This is a genomic window from Irregularibacter muris, assembly GCF_024622505.1.
Classification (GTDB): domain Bacteria; phylum Bacillota; class Clostridia; order Eubacteriales; family Garciellaceae; genus Irregularibacter; species Irregularibacter muris.
This window is the reverse complement of the sequence record NZ_JANKAS010000007.1, coordinates 138,593-164,782: the sequence shown is the minus strand read 5'-3', so window position 1 is coordinate 164,782 and position 26,190 is coordinate 138,593. Positions and strand designations below refer to the sequence as shown.

Annotated in this window: 28 protein-coding genes; 1 reads left to right on the top strand and 27 read right to left on the bottom strand. The window is 45.3% G+C overall.

Annotated features, from left to right (window positions below; all coding sequences use genetic code 11):
• Nucleotides 1-66 precede the first annotated feature (66 nt).
• From NSA47_RS09535 to NSA47_RS09410, 26 genes are all read right to left on the bottom strand, one after another.
• Nucleotides 67-1,674 (bottom strand): PD-(D/E)XK nuclease family protein, encoded by a 1,608-nt coding sequence (locus NSA47_RS09535; protein ID WP_257531344.1) that lies wholly within the window; start codon nucleotides 1,672-1,674, stop codon nucleotides 67-69.
• Nucleotides 1,675-1,687: 13 nt separating this feature from the next.
• Entirely contained in the window at nucleotides 1,688-2,098 is a 411-nt protein-coding gene (locus NSA47_RS09530) for a DUF6508 domain-containing protein (protein WP_257531342.1), read from the bottom strand.
• Nucleotides 2,091-2,774: a hypothetical protein gene (locus NSA47_RS09525; RefSeq protein ID WP_257531340.1), complete on the bottom strand. Its 684-nt coding sequence runs from the start codon at nucleotides 2,772-2,774 to the stop codon at nucleotides 2,091-2,093. The genes NSA47_RS09530 and NSA47_RS09525 overlap by 8 nt, the downstream gene beginning before the upstream one ends.
• 15 nt (nucleotides 2,775-2,789) lie before the next feature.
• On the bottom strand, nucleotides 2,790-2,999 hold the full coding sequence (locus tag NSA47_RS09520; RefSeq protein WP_506323676.1) for a helix-turn-helix domain-containing protein: 210 nt from the start codon (nucleotides 2,997-2,999) through the stop codon (nucleotides 2,790-2,792).
• 152 nt (nucleotides 3,000-3,151) lie between these two features.
• Entirely contained in the window at nucleotides 3,152-4,726 is a 1,575-nt protein-coding gene (locus tag NSA47_RS09515) for a recombinase family protein (RefSeq protein WP_257531336.1), read from the bottom strand.
• Nucleotides 4,723-5,139, bottom strand: a complete 417-nt coding sequence (locus tag NSA47_RS09510; protein WP_306811142.1) for a serine integrase family protein — start codon at nucleotides 5,137-5,139, stop codon at nucleotides 4,723-4,725. The genes NSA47_RS09515 and NSA47_RS09510 overlap by 4 nt, the downstream gene beginning before the upstream one ends.
• 4 nt (nucleotides 5,140-5,143) lie before the next feature.
• Nucleotides 5,144-6,703, bottom strand: a complete 1,560-nt coding sequence (locus NSA47_RS09505; protein WP_257531334.1) for a recombinase family protein — start codon at nucleotides 6,701-6,703, stop codon at nucleotides 5,144-5,146.
• 62 nt (nucleotides 6,704-6,765) lie between these two features.
• The gene (locus NSA47_RS09500; RefSeq protein ID WP_257531332.1) at nucleotides 6,766-6,981 is read right to left on the bottom strand and encodes an SHOCT domain-containing protein; all 216 of its coding nucleotides are present in this window, start codon (nucleotides 6,979-6,981) and stop codon (nucleotides 6,766-6,768) included.
• Between the two features lie 141 nt (nucleotides 6,982-7,122).
• A complete protein-coding gene (locus NSA47_RS09495; RefSeq protein ID WP_257531330.1) occupies nucleotides 7,123-7,827 on the bottom strand; it encodes an N-acetylmuramoyl-L-alanine amidase in 705 nt (234 codons plus the stop codon).
• A gap of 16 nt (nucleotides 7,828-7,843) precedes the next feature.
• Complete coding sequence (locus tag NSA47_RS09490) at nucleotides 7,844-9,214, bottom strand: hypothetical protein (protein ID WP_257531328.1); 1,371 nt, start codon at nucleotides 9,212-9,214, stop codon at nucleotides 7,844-7,846.
• Nucleotides 9,211-9,651 (bottom strand): phage holin family protein, encoded by a 441-nt coding sequence (locus NSA47_RS09485; RefSeq protein WP_257531326.1) that lies wholly within the window; start codon nucleotides 9,649-9,651, stop codon nucleotides 9,211-9,213. The genes NSA47_RS09490 and NSA47_RS09485 overlap by 4 nt, the downstream gene beginning before the upstream one ends.
• An 80-nt stretch (nucleotides 9,652-9,731) precedes the next feature.
• A complete protein-coding gene (locus tag NSA47_RS09480; protein WP_257531324.1) occupies nucleotides 9,732-12,203 on the bottom strand; it encodes a fibronectin type III domain-containing protein in 2,472 nt (823 codons plus the stop codon).
• 11 nt (nucleotides 12,204-12,214) lie between these two features.
• Nucleotides 12,215-12,718, bottom strand: coding sequence for a hypothetical protein (locus tag NSA47_RS09475; RefSeq protein ID WP_257531322.1), 504 nt, complete (start codon nucleotides 12,716-12,718; stop codon nucleotides 12,215-12,217).
• Between the two features lie 18 nt (nucleotides 12,719-12,736).
• Entirely contained in the window at nucleotides 12,737-14,653 is a 1,917-nt protein-coding gene (locus tag NSA47_RS09470; protein WP_257531320.1) for a siphovirus ReqiPepy6 Gp37-like family protein, read from the bottom strand.
• Between the two features lie 2 nt (nucleotides 14,654-14,655).
• A complete protein-coding gene (locus NSA47_RS09465; RefSeq protein WP_257531318.1) occupies nucleotides 14,656-15,507 on the bottom strand; it encodes a phage tail family protein in 852 nt (283 codons plus the stop codon).
• Nucleotides 15,508-15,520: 13 nt separating this feature from the next.
• On the bottom strand, nucleotides 15,521-17,941 hold the full coding sequence (locus NSA47_RS09460) for a phage tail protein (protein WP_257531316.1): 2,421 nt from the start codon (nucleotides 17,939-17,941) through the stop codon (nucleotides 15,521-15,523).
• Nucleotides 17,942-18,143: 202 nt separating this feature from the next.
• The gene (locus NSA47_RS09455) at nucleotides 18,144-18,530 is read right to left on the bottom strand and encodes a hypothetical protein (protein WP_257531314.1); all 387 of its coding nucleotides are present in this window, start codon (nucleotides 18,528-18,530) and stop codon (nucleotides 18,144-18,146) included.
• Nucleotides 18,531-18,542: 12 nt separating this feature from the next.
• On the bottom strand, nucleotides 18,543-19,133 hold the full coding sequence (locus NSA47_RS09450; RefSeq protein WP_257531312.1) for a major tail protein: 591 nt from the start codon (nucleotides 19,131-19,133) through the stop codon (nucleotides 18,543-18,545).
• Nucleotides 19,134-19,136: 3 nt separating this feature from the next.
• Nucleotides 19,137-19,478, bottom strand: a complete 342-nt coding sequence (locus tag NSA47_RS09445) for a hypothetical protein (RefSeq protein WP_257531310.1) — start codon at nucleotides 19,476-19,478, stop codon at nucleotides 19,137-19,139.
• Nucleotides 19,475-19,906 carry an HK97 gp10 family phage protein gene (locus tag NSA47_RS09440; RefSeq protein WP_257531308.1) on the bottom strand — a complete coding sequence of 144 codons (432 nt, stop codon included), beginning with the start codon at nucleotides 19,904-19,906 and terminating at the stop codon, nucleotides 19,475-19,477. Before NSA47_RS09440 ends, NSA47_RS09445 begins: the two co-directional genes overlap by 4 nt.
• Complete coding sequence (locus NSA47_RS09435; RefSeq protein ID WP_257531306.1) at nucleotides 19,899-20,231, bottom strand: head-tail adaptor protein; 333 nt, start codon at nucleotides 20,229-20,231, stop codon at nucleotides 19,899-19,901. Before NSA47_RS09435 ends, NSA47_RS09440 begins: the two co-directional genes overlap by 8 nt.
• 3 nt (nucleotides 20,232-20,234) lie before the next feature.
• Entirely contained in the window at nucleotides 20,235-20,552 is a 318-nt protein-coding gene (locus NSA47_RS09430) for a head-tail connector protein (protein WP_257531304.1), read from the bottom strand.
• Between the two features lie 22 nt (nucleotides 20,553-20,574).
• Complete coding sequence (locus NSA47_RS09425; protein WP_257531302.1) at nucleotides 20,575-20,790, bottom strand: head fiber protein; 216 nt, start codon at nucleotides 20,788-20,790, stop codon at nucleotides 20,575-20,577.
• Nucleotides 20,791-20,803: 13 nt separating this feature from the next.
• Nucleotides 20,804-22,009: a phage major capsid protein gene (locus NSA47_RS09420; protein WP_257531300.1), complete on the bottom strand. Its 1,206-nt coding sequence runs from the start codon at nucleotides 22,007-22,009 to the stop codon at nucleotides 20,804-20,806.
• 19 nt (nucleotides 22,010-22,028) lie between these two features.
• On the bottom strand, nucleotides 22,029-22,730 hold the full coding sequence (locus NSA47_RS09415) for a head maturation protease, ClpP-related (protein ID WP_257531297.1): 702 nt from the start codon (nucleotides 22,728-22,730) through the stop codon (nucleotides 22,029-22,031).
• Nucleotides 22,727-23,974 (bottom strand): phage portal protein, encoded by a 1,248-nt coding sequence (locus NSA47_RS09410; RefSeq protein ID WP_257531295.1) that lies wholly within the window; start codon nucleotides 23,972-23,974, stop codon nucleotides 22,727-22,729. Before NSA47_RS09410 ends, NSA47_RS09415 begins: the two co-directional genes overlap by 4 nt.
• Before the next feature lie 114 nt (nucleotides 23,975-24,088).
• On the opposite strand from NSA47_RS09410, the gene NSA47_RS09405 reads away from it, so the two are divergent.
• Nucleotides 24,089-24,490: a hypothetical protein gene (locus NSA47_RS09405; protein ID WP_257531293.1), complete on the top strand. Its 402-nt coding sequence runs from the start codon at nucleotides 24,089-24,091 to the stop codon at nucleotides 24,488-24,490.
• On the opposite strand, the gene NSA47_RS09400 is transcribed toward NSA47_RS09405, so the two are convergent.
• The gene (locus tag NSA47_RS09400; protein WP_444546812.1) at nucleotides 24,480-26,084 is read right to left on the bottom strand and encodes a terminase large subunit; all 1,605 of its coding nucleotides are present in this window, start codon (nucleotides 26,082-26,084) and stop codon (nucleotides 24,480-24,482) included. The genes NSA47_RS09405 and NSA47_RS09400 overlap by 11 nt on opposite strands.
• Nucleotides 26,085-26,190: the final 106 nt, after the last annotated feature.

Below are 26,190 nucleotides of genomic sequence, written 5' to 3'. Positions count from 1 at the left end.
GTCAAATCAAGTTTTGTCAATATGTCCAATAATATTTAACTAATCCTTATCATAAATAAATCTGCATTACCCCTTTTTCGCATTGCAAATAGTATTTTGAAATCTTCTTTGCATTTCTTCCTCTAAATCATTATCGTAGTCCTTGGTGTGCTTATACATTGCATTAATGAAATCATCAAAGTAAACCACCCCATCATACAGGCTTCTGTTTTCAACAAAGAAATTATAGATTTCTCTGTAATAAACAATAGTATATTTTTCACCGCACGAAAACTTACTTAGGTCAATGCGATTGTAATTAGGTGAAAAAATAAAGCAGCTCGCTGTTTTATTGCGATACTCATCATCAGATGTAACAAATTGATAGTATTTTTTTAGCTGTGACTGTACTTGGTCACTGTAGATATCATGTCGGTCATCAATACCATTGATGCTCGATTTGATTTTATTTTCTATTACAACGGCATTATTTCTGTCAGAAATAAGTAGGTCAATGTTTCTCTTTTCTCTCTCAATAGTAAAATCTGTTTGTACATCTATATGTAGAACCTCTCTTGCAAAACGAGAAAAAGCTTCTCTGTTTATATCAAAAAAGTAAGCAAACATATTTGAAAAAGCGAGTTCATTGTCTTCCTGCCTGATTATTTTTAGGAAATTGAAATACGGATCTTTTTGAAGTTCCGGCAATTCAGAAATCGCTTGTGTCGTATTAGCATCTTCCCACAACTCTCTGTTCTCAATTATCTGATTCAAATCAGCGAAAGAATCCGGCTTTTCATTTTCGTTGTAGAATTCCCTTAATGTTTGTTTGCCAAATCCTTTATTAGTACGGATGAAAAAAGTGTTGTCACCACTTACAGATGCATCGTCTGTAATATATATCTGATTTTTGGGTTTGATAACCTTATCTGCAAAAAAGGTAGTATAAGCATTTTTTTCTTCTTGAAGACTGCCGTGATATGAGTTTTCATTAAATAAATCTACAAGACTTATACCGCCATAGGTCAATCCTAATGCAACTTGTCCTTTATATCTCTCTTCTCGTGGGAGTTTGCTGTCGGCAAAATCGAGAATCGTAACACCCTCTGCCTTGGCTAGTACTTTATATGTTTTCGAGGCAAATTTTCGTACCAACAAAACAGTTATTCTATTTTCTCCATGAGATAATTCTATTGTTCCTTGTGAATTGAGATAAATATAGTTTTTTCCATCATCTGCCTTATAGAGATTTATGATTTCATGACCTATATTATCGCCCTCTGACAAATATGCTCCAACATACATTTTATTAATTATTATTTCACGGCTCGTCTGTGTTGGGTTTGCTTTTACTGTGGTTTTTTGTTTATATTCAACCGGAACAATGGTTTCATCCGACGATAGAAACAAGCGGAACCTTCTTAGATGAGACAAGTAACCACTAACAAGTGAATTGACATTACCGTTCGAGTTCTCAGAAAGAGCTTTTATCAATGCACTCTTTGCTTCAGTCTCAAAATCAGTAGCGTTCACCGCATTCCAGAATAGATCTTTGCTTCCTTTCCTCCAAAGGTAGAAGGTGTCCACATAAGCAGTATTGATTGTTGCTGTCGAAATGTTCTGGCTATGTAGGAAGTTCTTATATAAAGCACGCAGCTCATCATACGGTAGAGCTTTCATTTTATTAATATCCAAAGTCAAACCTCCTTTACTCAATACTGTTTAATCTTTCAAGCCACTTCAATATGCAGCCACTCTTGAAAAAATCTAATAATGCACCATCGCAAAAACGCTCAGCTCTTACTGCACCCATAATCAGTGCAAGAACACACTGTGCGTTCAAGTTTGAAACATCAGCATTTTCCATAGATTCTGAATCCCATTCAAGTCCGTTATCTTTGAGAATATCTCCATAACGGGTAAGCTCCATATCTTTATTGCTTTCTTCAAAGGCATAAACATCATCGATAAAGTTATGTACCATTTCGGAATAATCTACAAAAGGCATCTGTATCGGATGTTCCGGTGTTCCATCGTTTTCTTTATCAACAACCCATTCGCCGATGCCATCCGCCTGGATTATAGGTATGTATTTTGTCAAAATATCGAATTTACTCATCCTCGTCGTCCTCCTCAGTAACATCAATACCAAATAACATCTGCAACTTATCGAAGTTATACGGGTATGAGTTATCGCCATCAAATCTTACCGGTTTATGGCCATTGCTATATTCAAATTCCAACTCCCACTGTGTACCATCACACACCGTGTATCCGAAACGCTTAGTTGAATATCGTCTGAGCCATTCACCGATGTGAAGATCCCTAAGTGCGGCTATAAAAGTGTCCTTTGTAAATGGCTCCTCGTTATCACTATCCAACAATGAGAGTGATTCTTCATCCTCCCATAATTTTGTATAGGCTTTCAATCTATCTGATAGCTCTACAACATAGCTACGGTAGCCACCAAAGAAACCGCCAATGCTAAAGGTAATCTTGCAGATGGCATCCATATTTGCATCAAAGTCAGCAACCTTTTCTTCTGACTTTGATAAGGTATAAGTTCCACCAGCTTCAGCAAAGGCTTGCTTGGCTCTTTCCAAATATTCACGAGTCCAGTGAAGGCGCGTATCTTCACTCGGATGCATATTAGGTTTTACGCCATAGTCAGGGCTTTCCATTGTATTTTTAAGACGACCTATTTCTTGCTTAAGCCCACGTATAACGGTCATAATCTGTTCTTTATTTTTTCCTTTAAGATGCTCTTCATAGTATCCTTCCGGGCTAATCATCATGTTAGGCCGCCTCCTTTACTCATTTCCTGTCTTTATTTCATTGCCATCGGGCAGAATGAAAGTCTGCTCAAACTTAACATTCATCACATCTGCTATGGCCTTAAGTTCTTCTAATGTAATAGTCTCACGCTTTAGCTTCTTCCCGAAGTTCTGTGGGGACTGGCCTAACTGCCTAGCCAATTCGGAAATGCTCATGTTCATTTGTTCACAAAGCTGTCGTATCATGTCCGAAGTTTTCATTATAATTCCTCCAAACCTCAATAGGAACATTGTAAACCATTTGGTTTCAATTTACAATATTTACACATTAATTGTTTTATAAACAACGAAACCCGCAACTCTGACACAAGAGCTGCGGGTGATTTAGCATTGCTTAGTTATTCGTCAATTTGGATTTCAATTCCGGACTTAAATTCAACTATGATGTGGTCGTCGTAAACCGTTATCTTTTCCAGGAGAGTCCTCACATAGTCTTCCTCATATTCAGTTAGCTCACAAGGAAGGTCATTAAGGAAACTCATCAGCTCATCGATTCGTGTTTTCAGATCCTGTCGAGATGCCTGCTCATTTTGAAGGGCCTGCTTCTCATCACGCAGCCTTCTAATCTCCAGACCAAGCTCATCACCGGTATTCTTTGAATTAACGGTTGCCATTAGCTCCTGCTGCATTGACTTCATTTGTTCATCAATTGCTGCAATCTGATTTGAGGTGACTTCCTCAAGGCTACTCTCGATATTCTCTCGCAAAAGTGGCAGGATTGCTTCCTTTTCACGGAATGCTTCGTTTATAGCCTTAATTACTACCTCCTGTAGCATTTCCTCGTGAACAGTTCTTGCCGGGCAATCAGGGCCGTCTTTTTCAACCCTGCTGACACAGCGCCAAACGGTGGACTTACACCCGCGATTGTTCCATTTAATTCTGCGGAAGATGTCGCCACAGTATGCGCAGAAAACTATTCCAGATAAAGCGTAACGGCCACTATAGATTCGTTTGCGCTTTGTGGTGCCTTTAGTAAGATTTGCGCGTCTTGCGATTTCCTCCTGTACCTTTAGGAAGATATCCTTTGGAATAATAGCTTCATGGCTGTCCTCTACATAATACTTAGGAACCTGACCCTTATTAGCTTCACGCTTCTTTTCAAGAATATCCACCGTATAAGTCTTCTGGAGCAAAGCGTCTCCGATATACTTCTCGTTTGTAAGTATCTGCTTTATATTACTTTCATGCCATTTTTCATTACCAGCACCGTTTAGAATTCCGTCAGCTTCAAGAGACCTTTTTATCTGTAAGAAGCTCTTACCGGAAAGGTACTCTCTATAAATGCGCTTCACGACTTCGGCTTGCTCTGGATCAATGATGAGGTGACCGTCTGCATCTTTGGTATATCCAAGGAACCAGTTGTGATTGACCTGAACTTTTCCTTGTTGGTATCGGAACTGCAAGCCCAGACGAACGTTGGCCGACAATGACTCACTTTCTTGCTGTGCAAGCGAAGCCATAATTGTCATTAGCACTTCACCCTTGGCATCGAGCGTATTGATATTTTCTTTTTCAAAGTAGACGCCAATGTTCTTATTTTTAAGGGCTCTGGTATAATTCAGACAATCCACCGTATTCCTTGCAAACCGGCTGATGGACTTGGTAATCACCATATCTATTTTGCCGTCGTTGCAGTCGTTTATCATGCGCTGGAACTCATCGCGCTTCTTCGTATTCATTCCAGATATGCCATCATCCGCATAAATTCCGGCTAGTACCCAATCCGGATTACTTTCAATATATGAGGTGTAATGCTGGATCTGGGCGTCGTAGCTAGTTTCTTGTTCATCGCTGTCGGTACTGACTCGGCAGTACGCTGCGACTCTGGTTTTCTGCTTTTTGTCGGTTGCTTTCTGCGTCCCGATGGTTTTCTTTGCCGGAATAACCGTTACGTTACTCGCTAAGGAGATCATACCTCCACCTCACTTTCTATCAAGCTGTAGATGTACTCCGCCTGTTTAAATGGATCAATGAATATCTTTCCTGCTTTCGGCATCGTAAATTTTGTCGCTGGCTTGCATTCCTCTACCGGCTTATCCGCAAATACTCTACCAAGCCTTCTCTGCCGTTTGATGCGTTCGGCTTCTGCTCTATCAAAAGTCTCCTGATCGATGATCGCCGGATAGTACTTATCACCAAGGTAGCGTTTATTCTGTAGCATTTTCTTTACACCTGGATGTAGAAGCGTAAGCCCAGCGGCCTCTGCTGCAGCAACGTAGGCGAGGCCGGAGAGATAACCTTTGTAAATCATCCTAACCTGCTCCGCTTGAACTTCATCTATGACCGCTTTGCCTTTCTCAATTTTGTATCCATATGGAATTGGCATAATCTCACAACCTTTCTCTTAGCGTTAATCCACACTTTAATACAAAACCTATTTCATATCTTTTGAAAACGATAATGTAATCCACATGCTCCTCAAATGCATCAGCATCAAATTCAGTAAAAAGCTTTGAGCTGTTGACGTACTTGATGAGTTTATTCAAAGCTTCAACATGCTCGTACTCATGATTCACCGAAGCATATAGTGCTTCTTTTTCATCACTTAAATTTTTAGCCTCAGCAAGAAGACCTGAATTCTGATCGTTGAAAACGGCTGGCTCTAAATATTCCTTCGCAAATAAATTCATAAGCTGCTGCCTTTTGTTGAAATTGGTCTCAAGAGCCGCTTCCAACTTATTAATTCGAGCAATTGCTGCTTCCTGGCTAATGGCTTTAAGACTTGCAAGTAGCGGCTGCAACAACACCTTCTTAGTAAATGCCAACTTATTGATCATATTCAAAAAAGCCACTTCAAAACTTTTTTCGCGTATAAACTGCATGCTACATTGGTCTTTTTTCTTAAGATGTGTGTTGCAGGCATAAGCGTAATATTTTACTTTCGATTCGCTATGCGTTCTCCTTTTCCAAGTAGCACCACATTCGCCGCAAACAATTTTTCCAGAAAAGGGATAGCGGTTTTGATACTTTACATCGCCTTGCTTGATTTTCATGTCTTTGGAGCGCTGGTCAATCATGGCCTGCGCCGCTTCAAAATCCTCAACACTGATTATCGCTTCGTGGTGCTCAGTAACATAGTACTGTGCCTTCTCACCATTATTGATATGCCTAACGAAAGTCTCATCGGTAAATGTTTTTTGAAAAAGCACATCACCTTTGTACTTTTCATTTCGAAGGATCGCATTTACTGTGCCCGGAGTCCATTCTCTTTTTCGCCTGGTTGGGATTCCTTTATCATTAAGATCCCTAGCGATTACATGACCACCTTTACCAGCTAAACATTCTGCAAAAATGTACCTTACTACATCAACCTCATCTTCATTGATCACCATCAAGCCATCTTCGTTTTTGTACCCATAAGGCGGAGAGGCAACAATGTATGTTCCGTTTTGAAACCTCTTCTCGATGGACCATTTTTCATTCTCCGAAAGGGAAATAGACTCACTTTCTGCCAAGCTGCTAAAAATCGTAAGCAGCAGCTCATTCTCCATATCTCCGGTGTTGATATTTTCTTTCTCAAAGTAAATAAACACTTTTAGCTTTATAAGCTTCCTAACCGCTTCAAGGCACTCTGTGGTATTTCTTGCAAAGCGGCTGATGGATTTGATAATAATAAAGTCAATCTTACCGGCTTCACAATCATCAAGCATTTTGATAAGTCCATCACGCTTAGCCATGCTTGTACCGGATATGCCTTCATCATAGTAAAGTCCGACATACTCCCAGTCGGGATTGCTCTTAATGCAGGTCTCATAATGACTTCTTTGAGCATCCAAACTGACGAGTTGTTCGCGACTATCTGTTGAAACACGAGCGTAGGCAGCAACACGCAGTTTTTTAGGTGCCTTCTGCAGTTTCTCATTTGCTTCAATCTTTGTTATCCGTTTCATTGTCTCAACCTCCTTTCTCGCAGTACTATACATCACTCTAAATGCCTTATTTATCAAGTCTTTTAGGGCATAATCTCCGCTAAAAACGGAGAGAAAGTTTCGCGGTTTTTGGCCATGATCTTGTCAAATTCACTCTGGCTTATAAGACCCCTTTCCAAGAGCTTTTTTGTAAGTTTTTCTGCCACCAAATAATCGTGCTCATTTTTAAGTGAAGCCTCTGTAGGCTTTTCTGCTTCATACTTTATGGATTCAACGGCTTCTAATTTTGTTAATTTCATTTTCTCGACCTCTTTCCGAGGGAACATATCAATTAACACCCTCTAACAGTCCCAGGACAGAAATCAGCCGAATGAACGAAAAAAGCAAAAAAAATAATGCCTACCGAAAGACGAATCTCTCGATAGGCATTAAACTGATTGTTATTCGCTGTATTTAATAAAGGCATCGGTGAAGCCAGCTGCCTTGACCTTGCTGAGCATGGCATCTGCATTCGCCTTAACAGAAAACGATCCAAGTTGGACCCGATAGTATTTCTTCGGTGTGGTCGTCTCGACCGAAGCGGCAAAGGAAAGACCGGATTTTACATCTGCGCGGAAAGTATCCATCGACTTACCGTGTTTAGGAAACCAATGCAGTACATCACCATGATTGCTGGCGATACCTTGCTTATATCCTTCGCTATGGCAGATAATATCTTTTTCAGTGAGACCAAACTCCCTACAAAGAAATACACAAAGTTCAACGGCCTCCCGGTACACCTTGTTGAAATAGGTGCTGTCCGAAAGACCGTCCTCGCAAATCTCGAATCCTATATGTGTATTGTTTGCAGTTCCCCCAGCGTGCCAGCCTCGATGGTTCCACGGCAAAGTCTGATATGTGGCGATTGTTCCATCTGCCAGCTTGCCGATGAAGGCATGAACGCAAACCTGACGGCCGCCGGGCTTTTCTTGATTCCAATTATTGTTGTATTGGTTCTTTCCGAGCAAGCCGTCATCCGGGCCAACATAGCGCTTCAGCCATGGGTTATCTGCCCCGGTAGAGTGTACCATGATGCCTTTGGGAATTATTGTTTTGCCTGCTTTGAAGCAGGCATTATTCGTAAGTATTAACTTCCGTAAATTCATTAAAATCACCTCTAATTTAAATGTTGGTTGTTGCAAGACTGACAGGGTATAGGTGGTAGGTAAACTTCAAATCGCAGAAAGCACTCGCCGATGTGCCATCACTTCCCATACTGATATACAGCCCATATCCAGAAGGCACTCGGCTTTGACGCATTTGAATATGAATATGCAACCCAGCGTTTGAACTATCAGCACCGATAGGGGTGCTGCGTGAGATTCTGGTAAAGTTCACTTCATCATTTGATATATATAAGTCTAGTTCTTTTTCACTTGTATCCGATTGACGGCAAAGGGTAACCAAATGACAATCATAAGCCGTCGGATAAAGCAACCCGCCCTGTCCACCTATAACCACACTACCAATGGGCAATAATGTGTGCAAAGGTCCTCGGACACTATTAATCCCGCCCGCACCGGTAGCATTACCGCTCAACACATATCTCAAATAGCTTGCTCTGGTGAATGCGTTGATAATAGCTGTTGCAGTAGAGGTAAGGGTCAATGCTGTCGTAGCATTTTCTGTTCTTTCCAACAAAAATAGACTCTCACCAGAAGGAATAGTAACATCACCAATGGAGAAAATTTGACTAGTCCAATAGCCTGTGCAAGCCGGGTTTGATGATATTCCTGACCCATAAGCAATGTTCGCTACATCTTGGATACCCCTTATAGCTTCGGCAAGTTTCTTGACGGTATTGCGGAGGGTGTCCTGGATTAACACTTGCACATTGTTTGCGGCAGGGCTACCCAAAGCCGTAACAAAGGTATATGTTACCGTGCTGATTACTACGGTGTTGCCATTCGTGATGCCATTAAATGTGATGGACGCTCTTCGGCTTATCATATCCGGTGCTGTGGCAGTTTCTATCGGATGCGAATGGTTCAGGAGAACCCCAGTCCTCATATACAGATTGTCGCGCGTATCTTCGACCAAGTCGTGTGTAGTGTTTAACAGATTATAAGTGAGATTTAGCAGATTATTTATCTCATCAATATCCAGTTCAGCTAAGGCAGAAAGCACTTGATTGAGCCATTCCTGTGCTGGCGGCTCGGGTGGTTCAGCGATACCGTCTGCAAGGGCCTCCTCGACGATGGTCAGTATCCGAACGCTTTTTCCAACCACATTGCCATAAGTAACCCTTATCTCCAGCTGACCGACACCGACTAGCAGTGTATCCGTTGCGCTGGGCGACCATGTAAGGACTCCATCGGCATAAGTTGTGATCACAGGGTATGCAATACCATCAGGTCTTTTGTATATAGCATTTAGGGCTGCTCCGGGGTAAGTGCCATCTAACAAACTGGAAACGTCAAACTCAAGGTGGCGAAAGTAGTGTTCCCCTCGTCTACCGATGAACACGGTTGCTGCTTTAGTTAAATCAATCATATTCCATCACCTGACTTAGGGGGCTCATCATCACGCCCATGTAGCTGTTTTAGAACCTCCTTGAGTTTTTCAGGTATTGGTAGCCCAATATGTCCGGCATTCTCTAAAATAGACACACCTTCATTGCTCAAGTAGAAGAAAATTACTGCTGTCCGAAGGACACCACCATTGTCCCCAGCACTACCCAGTATCTGCGTATCAAGGATATGCGCTACACCCACCAATGCAAAAATAAGCACCTTTTTGAAGATACCTTTCGCGCCGATTTCACTGGACAGCTTTTTATCTACAATGGCACAGAGCACTCCTGTTACATAATCAATGACGACAAATGCTAGGAGCGCATAAAGGAATCCGTCCAGCCCACCGAGAAACCACCCAAGAAAAGCACCTACAGCAGCAAAAACCAGCTGTATCCAATTCCAAATCTCTTTCATATGAAATACCTCCATTTCATGAATTTGTGTATAGAAAAACGCTCCCGCATATTACGAGAGCGCTATTGGTTGTATTATGTCTAAAGCTCCAAGATCAGATCTTGAATCTGTTGCATCACATCCGCTTTTGGTCGCCCAGTTCCAATGGGTAGCCATGTTATGGGCGGGATATCAAAAGTAGACGAGGGATCAAAGCTGTTCACTATTGTAATAACCGACTCGATAGCTTTTCTAAGCTCTGTGATGTGGAAAGGCCAGTTTTTGATGGTGCTCTTTCCAGCAACAATCTCCTCACTCCAAGTCACCTGAGACAGATTGTAATAGCTCCGTACTGTATTTACAGCAGTTCGGAGCATCTGGATATGAATTGCCTTTACATGTGTTTCGTTCGCAGTGATCGTCTCAAATAGCGGTGGCAATACAGTAAAAGTACGCATAACCTCCGGACTTGAAGACTCAATATCACTATCAATGCAGCGGACGGTCACAGTATGGTTCCCTGCGGCCAGCGCTACGGATTGATACACAGTTTTTGCACCATTGCCCAGATAGCCGCTTACGGAAAACATCTCAGGGTTATCTACGCTGTTAATCCAAACGCCCGTGTCGATTTTCACTTCTACAATCTGTGTTTGACCATCTGGCTCAATGCCCGTTGTTATCATAAAACGCGGGGCGGTATTGCAACTGGAGCTGCCAGATACGGGACACACGATTGCTGGGGCAGTCGGTGGACTGTTTTTCTTTACTGTACCGCTGACTACATAAGCAGAAACTGCATCCAATGTATCGGTTACGCTGATACGGTAGCGGGTATACATTCCAGCTATCTGAGAAGCATTCGCTATATATGTCCCAGAGGTTGCACTTGTAACGACGATTGTCAGAGCCTCATATGCCGACCAGTTAATCCCGTCCGTTGAAGTTGAACGCTGAATGACATACTGCTTGATAGCACTGGTTCCAGGTATTGCTCCGCTCCATGTAAGAGTTACGGTGCTGGATTCGTAAATGGCAGGAGCGGCAGTAAAGGAAGTCGGTGGCGTAGGCAGTGTATTTCTGCGGACTGTGTTGCTGGAAACAGTCCAATCTGAGTAGAAACTCTCACCAGCTGCGCCACGTGTTCTTACCCTGAATCGGCGGTAATTCCCGCGTGTAATCGGTGGACTTACGATTACACTGCCGCTTGTCGCTGAAGTGAACACCGTAGTCAGTGCTGTCCAGGCTCCCCATGTGCTGTTATCTATCGAATCACTATATTGTATCTCATAAGATGTGATGGCATTTCCCGCACCACCGGCTGCTCCGCTCCATGAAAGGGTTATGTTTCCTTCGGCCAACGTTGCGCTTACTGAGCTAGCGGTCGGCGCTACGCAGGCAGTAATATCGCAGTAGATGCTGTTACTGACAACCTCTGAAGAGTAAACATCAAGAGTATCTATCGTCCAAATGCCGAATTGAGTATAAGTTCCTGGAATTCTTGATACATTCGGGTTGTAACTACCGCCGCTTGCCGAGAGTGTTAGAGTGGTAAGAACGTTCCATGAACTCCATATACTGTTATCCATGGATGTTCTACTGGCAATCTGATATCCCTTGATGGCACTTGTTCCACCGGAAGCTCCGCTCCATGTCAGCGTAATGGTTTCGTCGCTATAGTTTGATGGTGAAGCGACTGCAGTGGTTGCCGGACTTGGTACCGTATTTCTACGGACGGAATTCGTCGAAACCTTCCAGCCCGAATAATAGCTTGCTCCTGCAGTACCACGTGTTCGTACCTGGAACCTACGATAATTACCTCGCGTCGAAGGCGGCGCAACAGAAGCGCTGCCGCTAGTGGCTGTTGTTGTTACAGTGGTCAGAGCTGTCCATGCTCCCCATGTGACATTGTCGGCGGAATCGCTGTATTGTATCTCATAGGAAGATATTGAGTTATTTATTCCGCCCGATGCACCACTCCATGATAGTGTGACATTGCCTTCCGAGAGGGTCGCATTTAATGAGCAGGAAGTTGGAGCACTGCAAGCGGTTGTACGGCTTGCCCAGTTAATAGTCAGTACAATCTGGCTTAAGTTGTCCCTTGCACCAAAGCCCATGTAGTTTAAGGTGCTGGAGCCTGCATCCATGAATAGGCAGTTGCTGGCACCACTACCGATGGAATCTATGAGCGCGGTAGAAATGGCGATATCTTTTGCGCCTTGTCCGGCTGAAACGGTGTAGTTATACCCGGAGGTAACCTTCGTGGGCCTGCTCCCGGACACACTGGTGCTGGAACTGGGTGCTGGCATGCCAGAAGCATTTCCTGCATACAGCGTCATGGTTCTGGCGGAGCCCCAATCACCCGCAGCTATTCTGACAAGGTGAATGCTGGCCGATGTTGGATAATAGTTTGCGTAAGTATTCCGGATGCTGGCAAGGTCAAACAGCATAGCGCCCACGTTCTCATAATTATTAGCATCAGGATAAACCCCTTGCCGAACATAATCCGTTACACCTGCGATCCAGCTACCATTACGCCATGTACACGCATTTGTTGCTTGATAAGTTGCCATAGAAATTCACCTCACTCATATACCGCCGAAACCAGCGAATTTACCAACCCGCAAAGGTCGATATTCAGACGGGTGTCAGTAATGTTATTTGCGACTATTGATGTAGCAGCTGCAGGTATAAGCACATCTGCGATACCAAGTTCATAGACGTCGCTGGTTCTTGTTAAAGCAGGGGCCACTGGCGTTGCAGCAGGAGTACCTGTAACAACTGCGAGTTTAATGCTTCTATTAATCTGACTTAAACGAACCACAATCCGGTCAATGCGGGGATTGCTTCCGTTTGCGGTTGTCAGTGGCATATTTAAGACATCCGTATTCTCATAACGGTATCCGTTAATCCACGCGCTTCCTGCTGCCACATTCACAGCCAAGCCAATAGCTGGCGACACCTGTAGGTTTGTTGCTGCTATATAAAAAACACCGTTGGAGACGAGGCTTCCGAAATATGCCGCAAAGTCCGTTGCATCATAGACTCTGTCTCCATCCGATGAGTTGAAAAATCCGCTTTTTTCCATACACTATTTTCCTCCTTATTAAACAGTTTTCGTATACTCAATAACCACATAACCCGTATATGATGTCCGGTCATTACCAGGTTCGACAACGACATTGGTTGTATCCATATAAAGCCCGATTTGCGAGGCGAAGTTGTTGTAACGAGCAAGTGGCAGCGGCAAGAATACAGTACCGTTTGTCGCAAAGCCTGTTAAACTGACAACAGTGCTGATGTTTGATATACCATGAGCTACGCTTTTCGGTGTCGTATTAGTAAGTGACCCAAGATTCACGTGCTTTCGATAAATCGTCTTACCATCAATCCATAAACGCCCTGTGTTTTGTTCTGTCGTAGAGTAGTCTGTAAACGCAGATGAAATTTTAGAAGCGGTAATTGTACGATCTGCGATCTTTACGCCGGTGACTGCTGCGTTTGCAAGCCTAGTCATAGTTATTGGTTCATTATTGATGTTGAGCCAGTTCGCCTGCCCAGATAGGTTATTGAATACGAAAACAGAAATTACATAAAACGTCATAGTGTCCCTACTGATAAAGAAACCCATTGCTCGCTGATAGCCATAGCCCGTGTTATCCCCATTATGCTTTGTTAAAAATACGTGTCCATTTTCACTTGGCTGGTCGCTGAATTTGTTACCACTGTACGAGGTGAAATATAAAGTATCTCCTGGTACCATGTTGTACAAGGCATACTGACCGACCGATATGGTACCTGCACCTACAAAAATTTCGAGTGCAGGAAGTTTCCCAAACAGGTTGTTGAAGGTATCCGCGACGTCATCACCCTGAATTTTCGGGTCCACCTGCGTCAAGTCACCCAGTGTTCCTTCCACGACGCTTAGGGCTTCGGCAACTTCGGATATACCAGTTGGGGCCAATAGTGCTGTTTTAACCTCGCTCATGTCAGAGCGGACTTTCTGCGCTATAGTTAGCTCAGCCTTTCCAAACACTACGCTGATACTCTGCCCATCCGCGTCATATGTTTCTTCGATCTCGGTGATTCTAGTTGTCATGGATACGCCCCATGCCTTGGAGATTACTTTGACGGTCTGCCCAAGGTCGAAGTCTATCTTGTAAGTCAAGTTGCCATGCGGATTGACCGATGTGTCAAACGTATATCGTATTGCCTGCTCATTCAGCTTACTCTGACCTCGAAAAGTCAGAGTATTGACGTAATCTGTTCCAAAGTCCTCAGTCCGTAGGTCTTTGGCATCCACGAATATTTCGCGGCGAGTCTCCCCAGAACCGCTTGTGATGGCGACAAATGTACGGTCTGCGCCTTCACCCTCGCCACCGATGAGTGCAGTATTAGCGTAATCCGCTACACTCTCTGTATATATCTGTTCAGTCAGATTCTCGTACTCCTTTGAGAATACGGCCTGGGAGTTGGCTCCGTTATACAGCGTCACTGTAAAAATACCTGTAGCAGGAGTGAACACAGTCTTAATACCAATATCCGAAGCGACGCAAAGTTCCGTCACAGAATCCATCAGATTCCGATATGATATCTGGGTACTAACAGGAATACCTAAGTTTGGAGACGAGAAGGATATTCCAGTAATCTGCCGAGCTGTGTCAGTAGGGTTGATGAGATTATTATTTATCAGCTGCAGGGCACAGTCAGAAAGATCTCCGGAAAGTATCTCAGTTTGCCACAAAATACGACGGGCGAGGAAGGATGTAGCAAAGCGGCCGCTCGCAGTGATAATCTCATGCTCGGATTGAGACAATTCGAGATGCTCAATAATTCCGGCTTCCTCATCATCGTTCTTCCAAATGATGTTCCCTTCTTTTAAGAGCGCGGTGTTCTCCTGTGTTGCAATGGCTTTTAGCTCAAATGAACCACACTGAGAGTAACGCCGTGTCCAACGCAGGTACTCAAAAGACTCCACAATACCCGTAAGCTCCCGGTTTGGATTGTAGATATATAGTTGCATACTCACACCCCCAGAAACTGCGGACGATAGTAAATGCTTACTTCAAGCAGTTCCATATTGACTGAAGCATCGTAGCGCAAAGTGTTAATGCCTGCGGAAAGCTGGAAAAATACCGAATTGGTGTCCAACAGGGAGAAAGCATTTGTTACCACAGAGCCATTGATGCTGACTACTCGCTTACCAGCGAAATGGGTATATACACGAAGTTCATCTCCGGCATTCATTGTAGTGAGAAGGCGGATGTATTCCCCGGTATCAATATTTAATAGTTCTGGATTCGTCACCGTTCCCAGCGCTTGGAATACAATCTCGCACCCACAGGAAACATCGCCGATGTTGTCCACCGTGATGATCTGACTGGGCTGGCGCATTCCAAACTCCATGCCACTTTCAGGTATTTCCAGTTCAAACTCGAATAAAGGTATCCAAGATGCCAGTTCCTCACGTACTTCATCCAGTGTCTCGAAGAAGGGAGACGGGCAAAGCAGACTGACAAAAAAGTTGGGTATCCGCTGCCTGGTGGAAACGGTAAAACCCGCTTCCTCTACAACGCAGGCAATTTGACGTTCACGATAGATGAGTGTTCCATTCAGCTTAGGGCTAAATATCTGAAGGAAGCGCTGTCGTCGTGTAAAAGCCTCGTCAGGTGTATCTGCTACGACCGTACCCTCCAGTATGATGTTTCGCATATCCAGTGTAGAAGAAATATAAAAAGCGCCATCTTGGTCCGGCGCTTTGAAGGTGTTAACGGTCTGACGTATGTTGCCTGTGCCGTCTATCTTGGTAATGAAATACGGGCGGCTTTGTTTGAGTGTAATGCTCCTGCCATCTGCATTAATATAAGTAAGTTCCATAGTCAGACCTCCTTTAATATTCAAGTGCCAGCTTGCGGGACATGTTTTTGAACTCCCGTGCCAGTTCTTTTTCGGATAGAGCCTTTGGTGTTACCACCGAGAGATTTTGCGTGATGCTTGTTCCGGTGGCACTGCCTTGTCCTGACAATCCTCTGTAATTCAAATCCAAGTTTGTGGGTACCGCATTTTGCATATCCCTTGAAACTACTGCCATTGCATCCTCGAAGCCCACACCGATGCCTTCACCCATATTGCGACCAATTCCAGCAAATAGAGTTGAAGGGGAGTTGATACCGAAGAAGTTCTTAATCTTCGATACCACATTACCGAAAAATCCTGAAATCTTATTCCATAGCCAAGCACCTGCGTCTGAAATACCATTCCACAATCCTTTAATCAAATTGCCACCCACTTGGGCCATTGAGCTTATATAACCGGTAAAGGCTCTAACCAATCCTGAGATGATCTGTGGAACTGCTTTAACAACCTCCACAATTATCCTTGGCAGGTTTGCAATTAGTGCCACAAACAGCTGAACACCGGCCAGGATGATCTTATCGATATTACCTACAATAGCGTTTACAAGTGAGGTTATGATCTTTGGAATCGCCGCTACAACAGTAGTAATAATCTGAGGAAGAGCCTGAATTAGTGATATCAGGAGCCTGATGCCTGCATCAATAATCATGGGAATCGATCCAATGACTGCATTAATAATACTGTCGATGATTTGCGGGATTGCTTCCACAACTGCCGTAATGATGGTAGGCAATGCTGTCACCAGTGAAGTCAGCAATTGAATACCCGCATCGATAATCTCTGGAATAGATTCAATCAGAAAATCCACCAGTGCTTCGATGATGGCAGGCAAGGCAGAAACAAGCTGAGGTATCGCGTCCACCAATCCCTGCGCTAATCCTATAATCAACTGCAAAGCCGCATCCAACAGCATAGGCAGGTTCTCAATCAAACCTTGAACAATCTTCGTGACCGCCGAAACTGCTGCGGGTATGAGCTTAGGTAAAGCAATGCCAATACCCTCCACAAGCGCTGTGACCAGTTCTATTGCTGCATTTATGAGCAATGGAAGATTATCAATCAACGCTCCGACAATTGTCATTAGAGCACTAACCGCCGCCGGGATAAGCTCAGGTAAAAGGTTCAAAATAGCCTCCAGTACCTGCTTGAATATATTTGTGACTAATTCAAGAAGCATTGGAAGCAAGTCTGCTACCGCTGCTAAAATTGCGCCCGTCGCAGTTGGTAATGCTGCTACGATATTCTCTAAAACCGGTACGATATTAGTGACAACCGCCTCGAAAGCATCAACAAGATTCTCAGTCAGATTTGTCATATCCGCATTGGCATTGCCAAGTCCTGCTGTAAAAGAGCCAACCGCAGCTTGTAACAATCCAATCGAACCAGAAATGGTCTGAGTTGATTCTTTCGCAAAGTTGCCAGCATACTGCTCGGTGTTCTCAAAAAACATCTGCATTGCAACTTCGGCTTTTTCCGCTTGTGTTGCGGTATTCCAAGTAAAATCCAGACCCTTTGCAAGAGCGTAGGCTTGGATGTTGGTAGCGTTCATAGCAACACCGAGGTTATCCATCATGGTGAAGTTGCCCTTTGCAGCACCTGTGACAGCTTCCATCGCAGTAGACATATCTATTCCCATAACGGATGCCATGTCTGCGGCACGTTGCATGGCTTTTTCGGTTAGTTCAAGGCTTTTCTGTTGCTGTATACCAGAACCTTGGAACAACGCACCCATTTTGTTGGCAGTAGCGAGATACTCGCTTTGGGAGACACCGAGGTTTTTATAGGCTTCTTCACCAGTTTTCTGAATCGACGCAGCGTATGCACCGAAAACCGCCTCTGAACCACCCAAGTTTTGCTCCAACTCGCCAAATTGAGTGACCACTTCTTTGCCCAACTTAATTGCGGCAGCTCCGGCGGCAACGGCAACTGTGCCCATCGCCAAACCAATGCCCTTAAGTACGCCACCAAGTTTATCAAACCTGCCACCAGCATCTTCTGCTCTTTTGCCAGAATCGTCTAATTCTGCACCGAGGTTATCCGCTTCGATAGTGGACTGCGCAAGTTCACGCTCCATACCGTTGAGTTCAGCTTGTGCCTTGTTCAGCTGAATCTGCCAGTTCTGCGTGCGGCGGTCATTTTCGCCAAAAGAGGAGGAGGAGTTATCAAGAGCAGCTTTAAGGGTGGAAATCTTCTCTTTCTGTGCGTCAATTTCTTTATTCAGAACCGCATTCCGAGCGGCAACCGATTGTATGGATTTATCGTTTTTATCAAACTGGCTGGTAACAAGGGTCATTTCGCTGCCGAGCACCTTAAATGACTGATTGATTTCAGAAAGAGCGTTCTTAAATTCACGCTCACCCTCAACGCCTATTTTTAAGCCAAAATTGTCCGCCATATCTTCACCTCCTCCTATATACCCGGCGGGATAATGTCATCAATTGTCCGGGTTTTCTTCGGCTTTTCAATTCCGTGCCATTGCTTGTGGCAGGTCCATAAATCAAAGAACAGTCCGATGGGCATGAGCCAGAATTCCTCCGCATCCATACCCATCTGAACTGTTCCATAATAAAGAAGCCGGGTAAAGACTTCAGCGTCCGTTACCCGACTTCCACGTTTTTTAGAGTTTCCTCCTCACTTTCTACATTGCGCTTTGTACCTTTGAACATCGCCTCGGTAATTGCATTTTTATATGCCGCTAAGTCAAGCGGTGAAGTGAGAAGTTCCACCTCTTCTTCGGTGAGCAAATCCTCTGGCGTGTTCTTATTTTTAAGGTTGCGAATTAAGATTGACTGGTTTGCCAGCAGTGTGATTAGCCAAACGATCTCGTCCAGGGCCATCTCGAAGTTCTCGGATTTCATGAGTTTTTCTCCGAGGTTTTCAAGCCCGCCATAACGACCGGCAATCGCTTTTGTCGCACGTGTGGTCAGAATCAGTTCATAGTCTTTACCGCCGATGTTGATTGCTGCGCTTCTCTCATTATCCATAGTTCAATCCTCCTACGGTTCCGGTGTGTAGACAGGCTCGTAAACTTCAGTGAACCAACCGGTTATAGTTGCAGAAGATACGCCTGCGTCGCCTTCGGTGACCTCCGCTTTCCATGGGTGTTTGCCCATGCCGTCCAATTTGTTTCTACGCATAACCGTTCCTTCGATGGTTGGCGTAGAGAAGGTGATAGAATCCGCCTTTGTCTGCAGGTTTGTTGCGGGTAGGCCAAATTTTACGCGATAAAGCCAAAAATAACGATATGTGCCGTTGGCCTTCTGCGCTCTGAAGCCTACAGCAACAGGTGTACCCACATTCTCACTGGCGGAGATCAGCACACCGTTGTCATCGGTTGATGCTCCGGTTAGATCTGCAGCGACAGTTGGGCCAATGTCATCCACGCCGAGGGTGAGCGTGCCGCTATTAAAGTCTTTTACAACTTCTGCAGCACCATCGTCCGCATATAGAATCGCCTCAATTAATTCCACCGAAAGCTCGGCGGTAATAGCTTTAGCAAGCACCGAAGGTACAGCATAGGTCTCTACACCGCTAGAATCTTCGGTTATCTTTGAATAGTACAGTCTGTCAAGACCGATAGTTGCCATGTGTTATTCCTCCAATCCATAGTTTTTTGCCACATCAATGGCGTAATGGTGATATCCGGTATCGTCTTCGTGTCCGATGTACCGTCGTTCAGTCACGGTGAAATCCGCATTCAGCAAAGCCGTAGTAATCTGCTTTTTCCGCTGTTGGTAATTACCTTTTGAGAAAAGTGATATCCTCACTTCCTGCACATCAAAGCCGGGGCGGTTATCCGCGTGAACTTCAAAAATGTCCGTCAGAGGGATAAAGACCAGATATTCGTCAGGTAGCACACCACTGAACACACCAGTTTCAATAGGAATATTAAGTGGTTCCAGGACTTCGCTCAAATCTGAAAGTAGACTCATATCCTATTTACCTCCTCATCCAGCTTTGCTTTCATCGCTTCGATGCACGGCTTTCTACTGGTGCTTTTCGCTGGCTTTAAGAATGGTTTTGCCGGTTGACCCGATTTTCCGTATTCGATGATATTGGCTATCTTTGCATTGCTGCTTCCATCACGACGTGGTTCGGAAAAGCCGATTTTAACGTTGTAGTTTCCATCTCTATCCTGTAAAGCGGGTGAAACCCCCAATGCTGCTACAAGCTCTCCGGTGGAACGCGAAGGATACTTTGTGTCACGACCAACCGCTGAATTAAGATTAGACTTTACCTTATCAATCACAACCTCACCGCCAGCCTTAAGCACACGAGGGATGATTTCATCAGTTTTATCGTTCAACCGGGAAACCTTCAGAAGAAAGTCCTCCGGCATTTTCATAGTTACTTTAGCCACTGGGCTTCACCTCCTTAGCGAGTACTTCAATGTACATTCCACGACCTTTGACATCCTCCACCGAGGTGATTTCAAACCGTCCGTCTTCACAAGCAATAAGCATTGCGGTTGTAACGGTGACACCGGGAATACATCGGAAACGGAAAAGGTCGGTGGCTTCTGAAAATGCGGCTCTGTTCGCCCACATTTCGGTGCCGTGCCGACCTTCCCGATATGCTTTGATGGAAGCAACAATATTGTCAATCTCAGTGCTGAAGCCCTCCGAGTCTTTTATAGTTACTGTCTCAATAATATCTATAAAGGTGTTCATCTTTCCAAAGCTCATAATCTACACCTTCCAATCCCGGTCAAGGCGGAGTAGCAAGTTTACTGTGTTCCAAACTTGTTGACCTGCCTGCACGCTATCGGCAAAGAAACCAGCCGTCGAGCCATCCCTGCTTTCGTAGAAATGACTCGACAGCATGATTACTGCCTGTTCAGTAGTGGGCGGCATAGTGTTTTCAGTATAATATCCCTCAGCAACATGTTGGTAGCTCTCCGCGTAGGAAACGGCGGCTTTGATGTAATGCAGCAGAAGGCCGTCGTCTGCATCATGTGCCAGGATCAGGTTCGCTTTTACTTTGGGGAGAAGATTATCTGTTGTCATGCCATCCGCCTCCTTCCGGTCATTATTCGTCTGCCGCCATCAAACCCGCCGCTTTTAGCTTGGCGAGAAGGGCATTGAAATCCGCGACCAGACCAGCAACATCGGTGGCCGTGCTATCCACCTGATTCTCTGCAGCAGGAAGCCCCGTTACCGAGGCTCCCGGCAGGACTTCCAGTGTGCCACCGATGATCCACTTTTCGCCGCCCTGTTCCATATAATTCTTTGAGTTATAACTCATAGGTCAGCCCTCCTTATGCGTGCTGCTGGAGAACCTTGATAGCCTCCGGCAGGATCAGCTTACCGTCCACACGCTGGGTAGCTACAAAGCCTACTTGCCCGGTGACTGCATAAAGCTCGTTTAATCTCTTGAACATACGTCCCTGACGGTCGGCTACCCAGTAATAGCTGAAGTCGCCAAACACGATGCTCTTGGCGGTCGCAGCAATAGTTGGCACATATGCAGAGGTGTACAGAGGGCGGTTCATGATGGTATCAGGCGTGCCTGCCTGAAGTGAAGGCTGCCAAAGGTACTGGCCCTGACCGTCCTTTAGCTTACGTATTGCCTTTACAGTAGCATCGTTCATAACGAATACAGCCCTGTTTCGGTAAGGAGCCTTAAGTGAGTAGAACAGGTCGAGCACCTCATCCATGGTGATTGCTGTAGCACCTGCTGTAGTTACACCGATTTGGGCACCACCTGTAGCGGCAAGGATGCCAGTCGGTTTACCGGAGCCATCACCGGTGAAGAAAGCTTCCTCTTCTTTATTGCCGATACGTCTTGCGAACTCTTTTGAGATGTAGGCTTCGAGGTTGAACACGGAATCGTTCAGCAACTCCTCGGAGACTTTGATCAAGGTTGCCAGTTTATAGGCACTGATAGACACCTGACCGAAGCTGTCATCGCTCTCTGGAATAATGCCTTCTTCATCGACCCATGAAGCAGTACCTTTGGTAGCTACAACTGGAATTTTCCTATCACCGGAAGATGTGGTGATAACATTGGCCAGTGAACGGAAGATGTTCTCATCCTCGAGGGCCTCCACCAGCGTACGCTCAAACTCGTCAGGTACGAGATAACCACCCTCTGTGTCTGTACCTATTTGCAGGGCATTTCTTACGTTTACATCAAGTCCTTCTCCTGCACGAGTACGCATAGCATTCCAGAACGCTTTCCTGTATTCGGCGGATGCACGACCGGTCTTTTCTTCAGCTCCTTTGGATGGAGCATTTGTAATGGGATTGCTGGTTGCTTTTGAGAGTTCCAAGTCGATAGAGGCCTGACGCTCGAGACGCTCAATTTCTTTACCTAATGCGACGACGTCGTTTTCCATCTTCTCGTAAGTAGTGGTATCCTCGGCGGACAGTAGCCCATCGCCACCACGTTTCGTATCAAGGAACGCCTTTGCTGCATCCCATGCCTTAGCGCGCTTTTCGCGCAATTCAAGAATCTTACTCATTGTAATTTCCTCCTTCAAATTAGTGTGAAATTAAAGAGAGCCGCTTTTCCAGCGACTCTATCGGGGTACCTGTTTTCGGTTTTGATTTTTTGGGTATTTTCCCAAGTAGGGAGTTGCACACAGCTGCACGGGAAAATATAAGTCCTTGCCCTGTATCCAGAGAGGTACGATTTTCATCCTCTGTGAACAGTATTTTGTCAGCGAAGCCAAGCTCAATGGCTTTGTTCGCATTCATCCAAGTCTCCGCATCCATGAGATGCGATAGCTTTGCGCGGGATAGCCCGGATTTCAGTTCATATGCGTTGATGATGCTTTCCTTGACCTCATCCAGCAGGGCTTTGGCGCGGAGCATTTCCTCACTGTCGCCGATAGCAATGGTCGAAGGATTATGGATCATCAGCATAGAAACGGGCGACATATATACATCACCACCTGCCATAGCAATAACTGATGCCGCACTTGCTGCCAATCCGTCGATCTTCACGGTGACCTTTCCGGTATATTCCATTAGCATGTTATAAATCTGTGCAGCAGCGAAAACATCACCGCCGGGCGAGTTGATCCACACCGTGACATTACCGGAGCCAGCCATCAATTCATCTTTAAATAACTTTGGTGTTACTTCGTCGCCCCACCAGGTCTCGTCGGAGATTTCTCCGTTGAGATAAAGGGTGCGCTCTTCGGTGGCTTCATCTCGCACCCAGTTCCAGAATTTTCTCATTGGCCATTAGCCTCCTTTTCATAAAAATTCCCCGCCTGTGAAAGCGGGAGCATATTGCCGTTCACAAGATACAAGTCACCGCCTTCCTCAGCTGGGATGCGGTTCATATCCTCGAGCTCGCGGATGTCATTGGCAGACATCCATCCGTTTTGCCTTCCGACTGAATAACCGTTCATACGGCTCTGGTAGTCACCACGAAGCAATCCATCCAGATTAAACTTGATAAACAGCGACGTTTTCTCTGACGGTAGGATTAACGATTGCTGAAGGCTCTGCTCCCAGCGAACTACCCATGGATCGAGTGTGTATTTTACGAACTCCAGCGATTGTTGCTCGATGTTGGAGAAGCTGGACTTCTCAAGGTCACCCACCATGTGTGGCGGTACACGGAAGATACGGGCGATTTCGTTGATCTGAAATTTCCGTGTCTCCAGAAATTGCGCCTGCTCCGGTGGGATACCAATGGCCTGAAACTTCATGCCTTCTTCCAGTACGGCAACCTTGTGTGCATTACCGCTTCCTTGATAGGCACTGTTCCAGCTATCTTTGACCCGCTGGATATCCTTGATTACACCGGGATGTTCCAATACACCACCGGGATTTGCACCGTTAGCGAAGAACGCCGCACCGTATTCCTCGGTGGCAAGCGACATGCCGATGGCGTTCTTGGCCATCGCTATGGGGCTATAGCCAATGAGTCCATCAAAACCAAGACCGGGTATGTGAAGCACCTCATCCTTGCGGAGCGTGACATAGCCGCCTTTAGGCTTTAGTCCGCTTTCGTCAACATCACGATAATAGGTGTAGACCAGCTCGCCGTTTTGAGCTCGGCCGACTTCCATCTTGTTTGGTAGCAGTGGGTAAAGCGCAACAGCCTGGCCACGACCATTTCGAACAATCTGCGCGTAAGCATTGCCCCAAAGTAAAAGATGACTCATCAGTGTTTCTCGAAACACAAATGAAGTCATCTCAGGGTTAGGTTCGTTATGAAGAAGATAGTACAGTGGGTGCTGTGCGATGCGTTCCTTCCCACCATCCAAGCGGTATCGGTATACATGTAAAGGCAGTCCAGCGATTGCTTCGGCTAATATTCTTACGCAGGCATAAACCGCAGTGGTCTGCATAGCCGTTCGCTCGTTTACTGTTTTGCCACTGCTGGTGCCGCCAAACAAGAATGAAAACGCGCTGCCCACACGGTTTTGAGGCTTATCCCTTGAACGGAACAGTCCTTTTAATAAATCCATAAGCGTCACCTCCTAAAAAATCAAAATGGGTATTGACACCAAGGACGTAATTTGTTATCCTTGAAATACAAGGACGTTATATTACGTCTTAAAATCAAAAAGGGGGAAAATTATATGACCTTTGATAGCTTTGTTAAAACACACCCTACCTGCTCAGTAGTCAAAGACAGCCAAACAGCTCGCGAAATTTATAACAACATCGTCTGGGATGAGGAAAATCGAATAAAAATGGCTGATTTATCAGCTTCCGACATTCCAGCCCTCGTAGCTATCGCATCTCAGATTGTTGATTTCTGTGCACCCAATTGCGATCTTGATATCACAAACGATACGGTCAAGCAGGTAATCGGAAGAATGATATCAGTGGCGCTTGCCCCGTTGGGGCTTGAGCCCGTAAAAAAGAAGCGGCTTCCGCAGTCAACGGACCAAGACATCTTTAAAAATGCGACTTCATATGCCGCAACAGGCACTCCGACTGAAAGGGTTGAAAAACACATCGTTCCCATTACAAAATAAGCAGTCCCCGCTCGTTGTACACCGATTCTCCGCCACTGCCGTTACCGCATCGGATGGCGCGGTCTAGTGCCATGATGGTTGCTACCGCGCCGTCGATTTTCTCAGTCGACTTTTCCTTATCCGCCTTTATATTTCCGGCAGGGTCGGTTCGAACAAATATGTTATCCATCATCCACCGAAGGACCGGATGACCTCCGTGAGCTATTTTCTGTTCCAAGGTCAGTTTCATCAGTTCTTTGGTCGGTGGAGACATATCTTTAAAGCCTTGGCCGAATGGAACAACCGTAAAGCCGAGGTTTTCAAGATTCTGCGTCATTTGCACAGCACCCCAACGGTCAAAGGCGATTTCTCGAATGTTATATTTTGTTCCGAGTACTTCAATAAACGATTCAATGAAGCCGTAATGTACTACGTTACCCTCGGTGGTTTGTAGGAATCCTTGCTTTTTCCACACATCATAGTTTACGTGATCACGCCGTACCCGCAAATCGATGTTATCCTCCGGTATCCAGAAGAATGGTAGAACTGTGTATTTATCCGCTTCATCTTCCGGTGGGAACACCAGAACAAACGCTGTTATATCCGTACTACTTGAGAGGTCAAGTCCGCCATAGCAAACGCGTCCTCGCAATACTTCCGGATCAACTGCAAAAGCGCAGGCATCCCATTTGTCCATTGGCATCCAGCGTACAGCCTGTTTTACCCATTGATTAAGCCTGAGCTGCCGGAAGCTGTTCTCCTCGGCAGGATTTTGCCTTGCTGATTCAAACGCTGCTTTGACTTTATCCATGCTGACGGTGATTCCTAAAGATGGATTCGCCTTCTTCCATACTTTTGGATCTGTCCAGTCGTCCTCAGGATCGGCCCCATATATAACAGGATAGAAGGTGGGGTCACTTTTTCTGCCGTTTATGATATCAAGGGCCTTCTGGTGTACCTCCCAGCAGATACTGTTTTGGTTGTCCCCGGCAGTAGTTATAAGAAAATACAGTGGCTGCATTCTTGCATCACCACTGCCTTTGGTCATAACGTCGTACAGCTTTCGGTTAGGTTGGGTATGAAGTTCATCAAACACCACACCATGGGTGTTAAAGCCGTGCTTGTTGCCTACGTCAGCTGAAAGCACCTGATAAATACTGCCTGTCGGTTGATAGATGAGCCGCTTCATTGAGTCCAGGATTTTCACTCGCTTGGACAGAGCTGGGCACATACGTACCATATCCGCTGCTACGTTAAAAACGATGGATGCCTGGTTACGGTCAGCAGCACAGCCGTAAACCTCGGCGCGTTCCTCGTTATCTCCGCAAGTGAGCAACAGGGCAACAGCCGCCGCAAGCTCACTTTTTCCCATCTTCTTAGGTATTTCTACATAAGCTGTGTTAAACTGCCGATAGCCGTTCGGCTTCAGAGTTCCGAATACATCACGAATTATCCTCTCCTGCCAATCGATTAGTTCAAAAGGCTTTCCAGCCCACGTACCTTTGGTATGTGAGAGGGCTTCGACAAAAGCAACTGCATAATCGGCGGATGACTTATCGTAGATTGAATCAGCCGACTTAAACCGGGTTGGTGTGTATTTCTTGAGTTTTCGTATATCCGCCGCCTCCTTCCGAGCATAAAAATAGACCTGCATTAAGCAAGCCTTCTAAATCTATCTGTACGAGAAACAGAGCCATTTTCGGCACTGTTCCCTGTGTTTA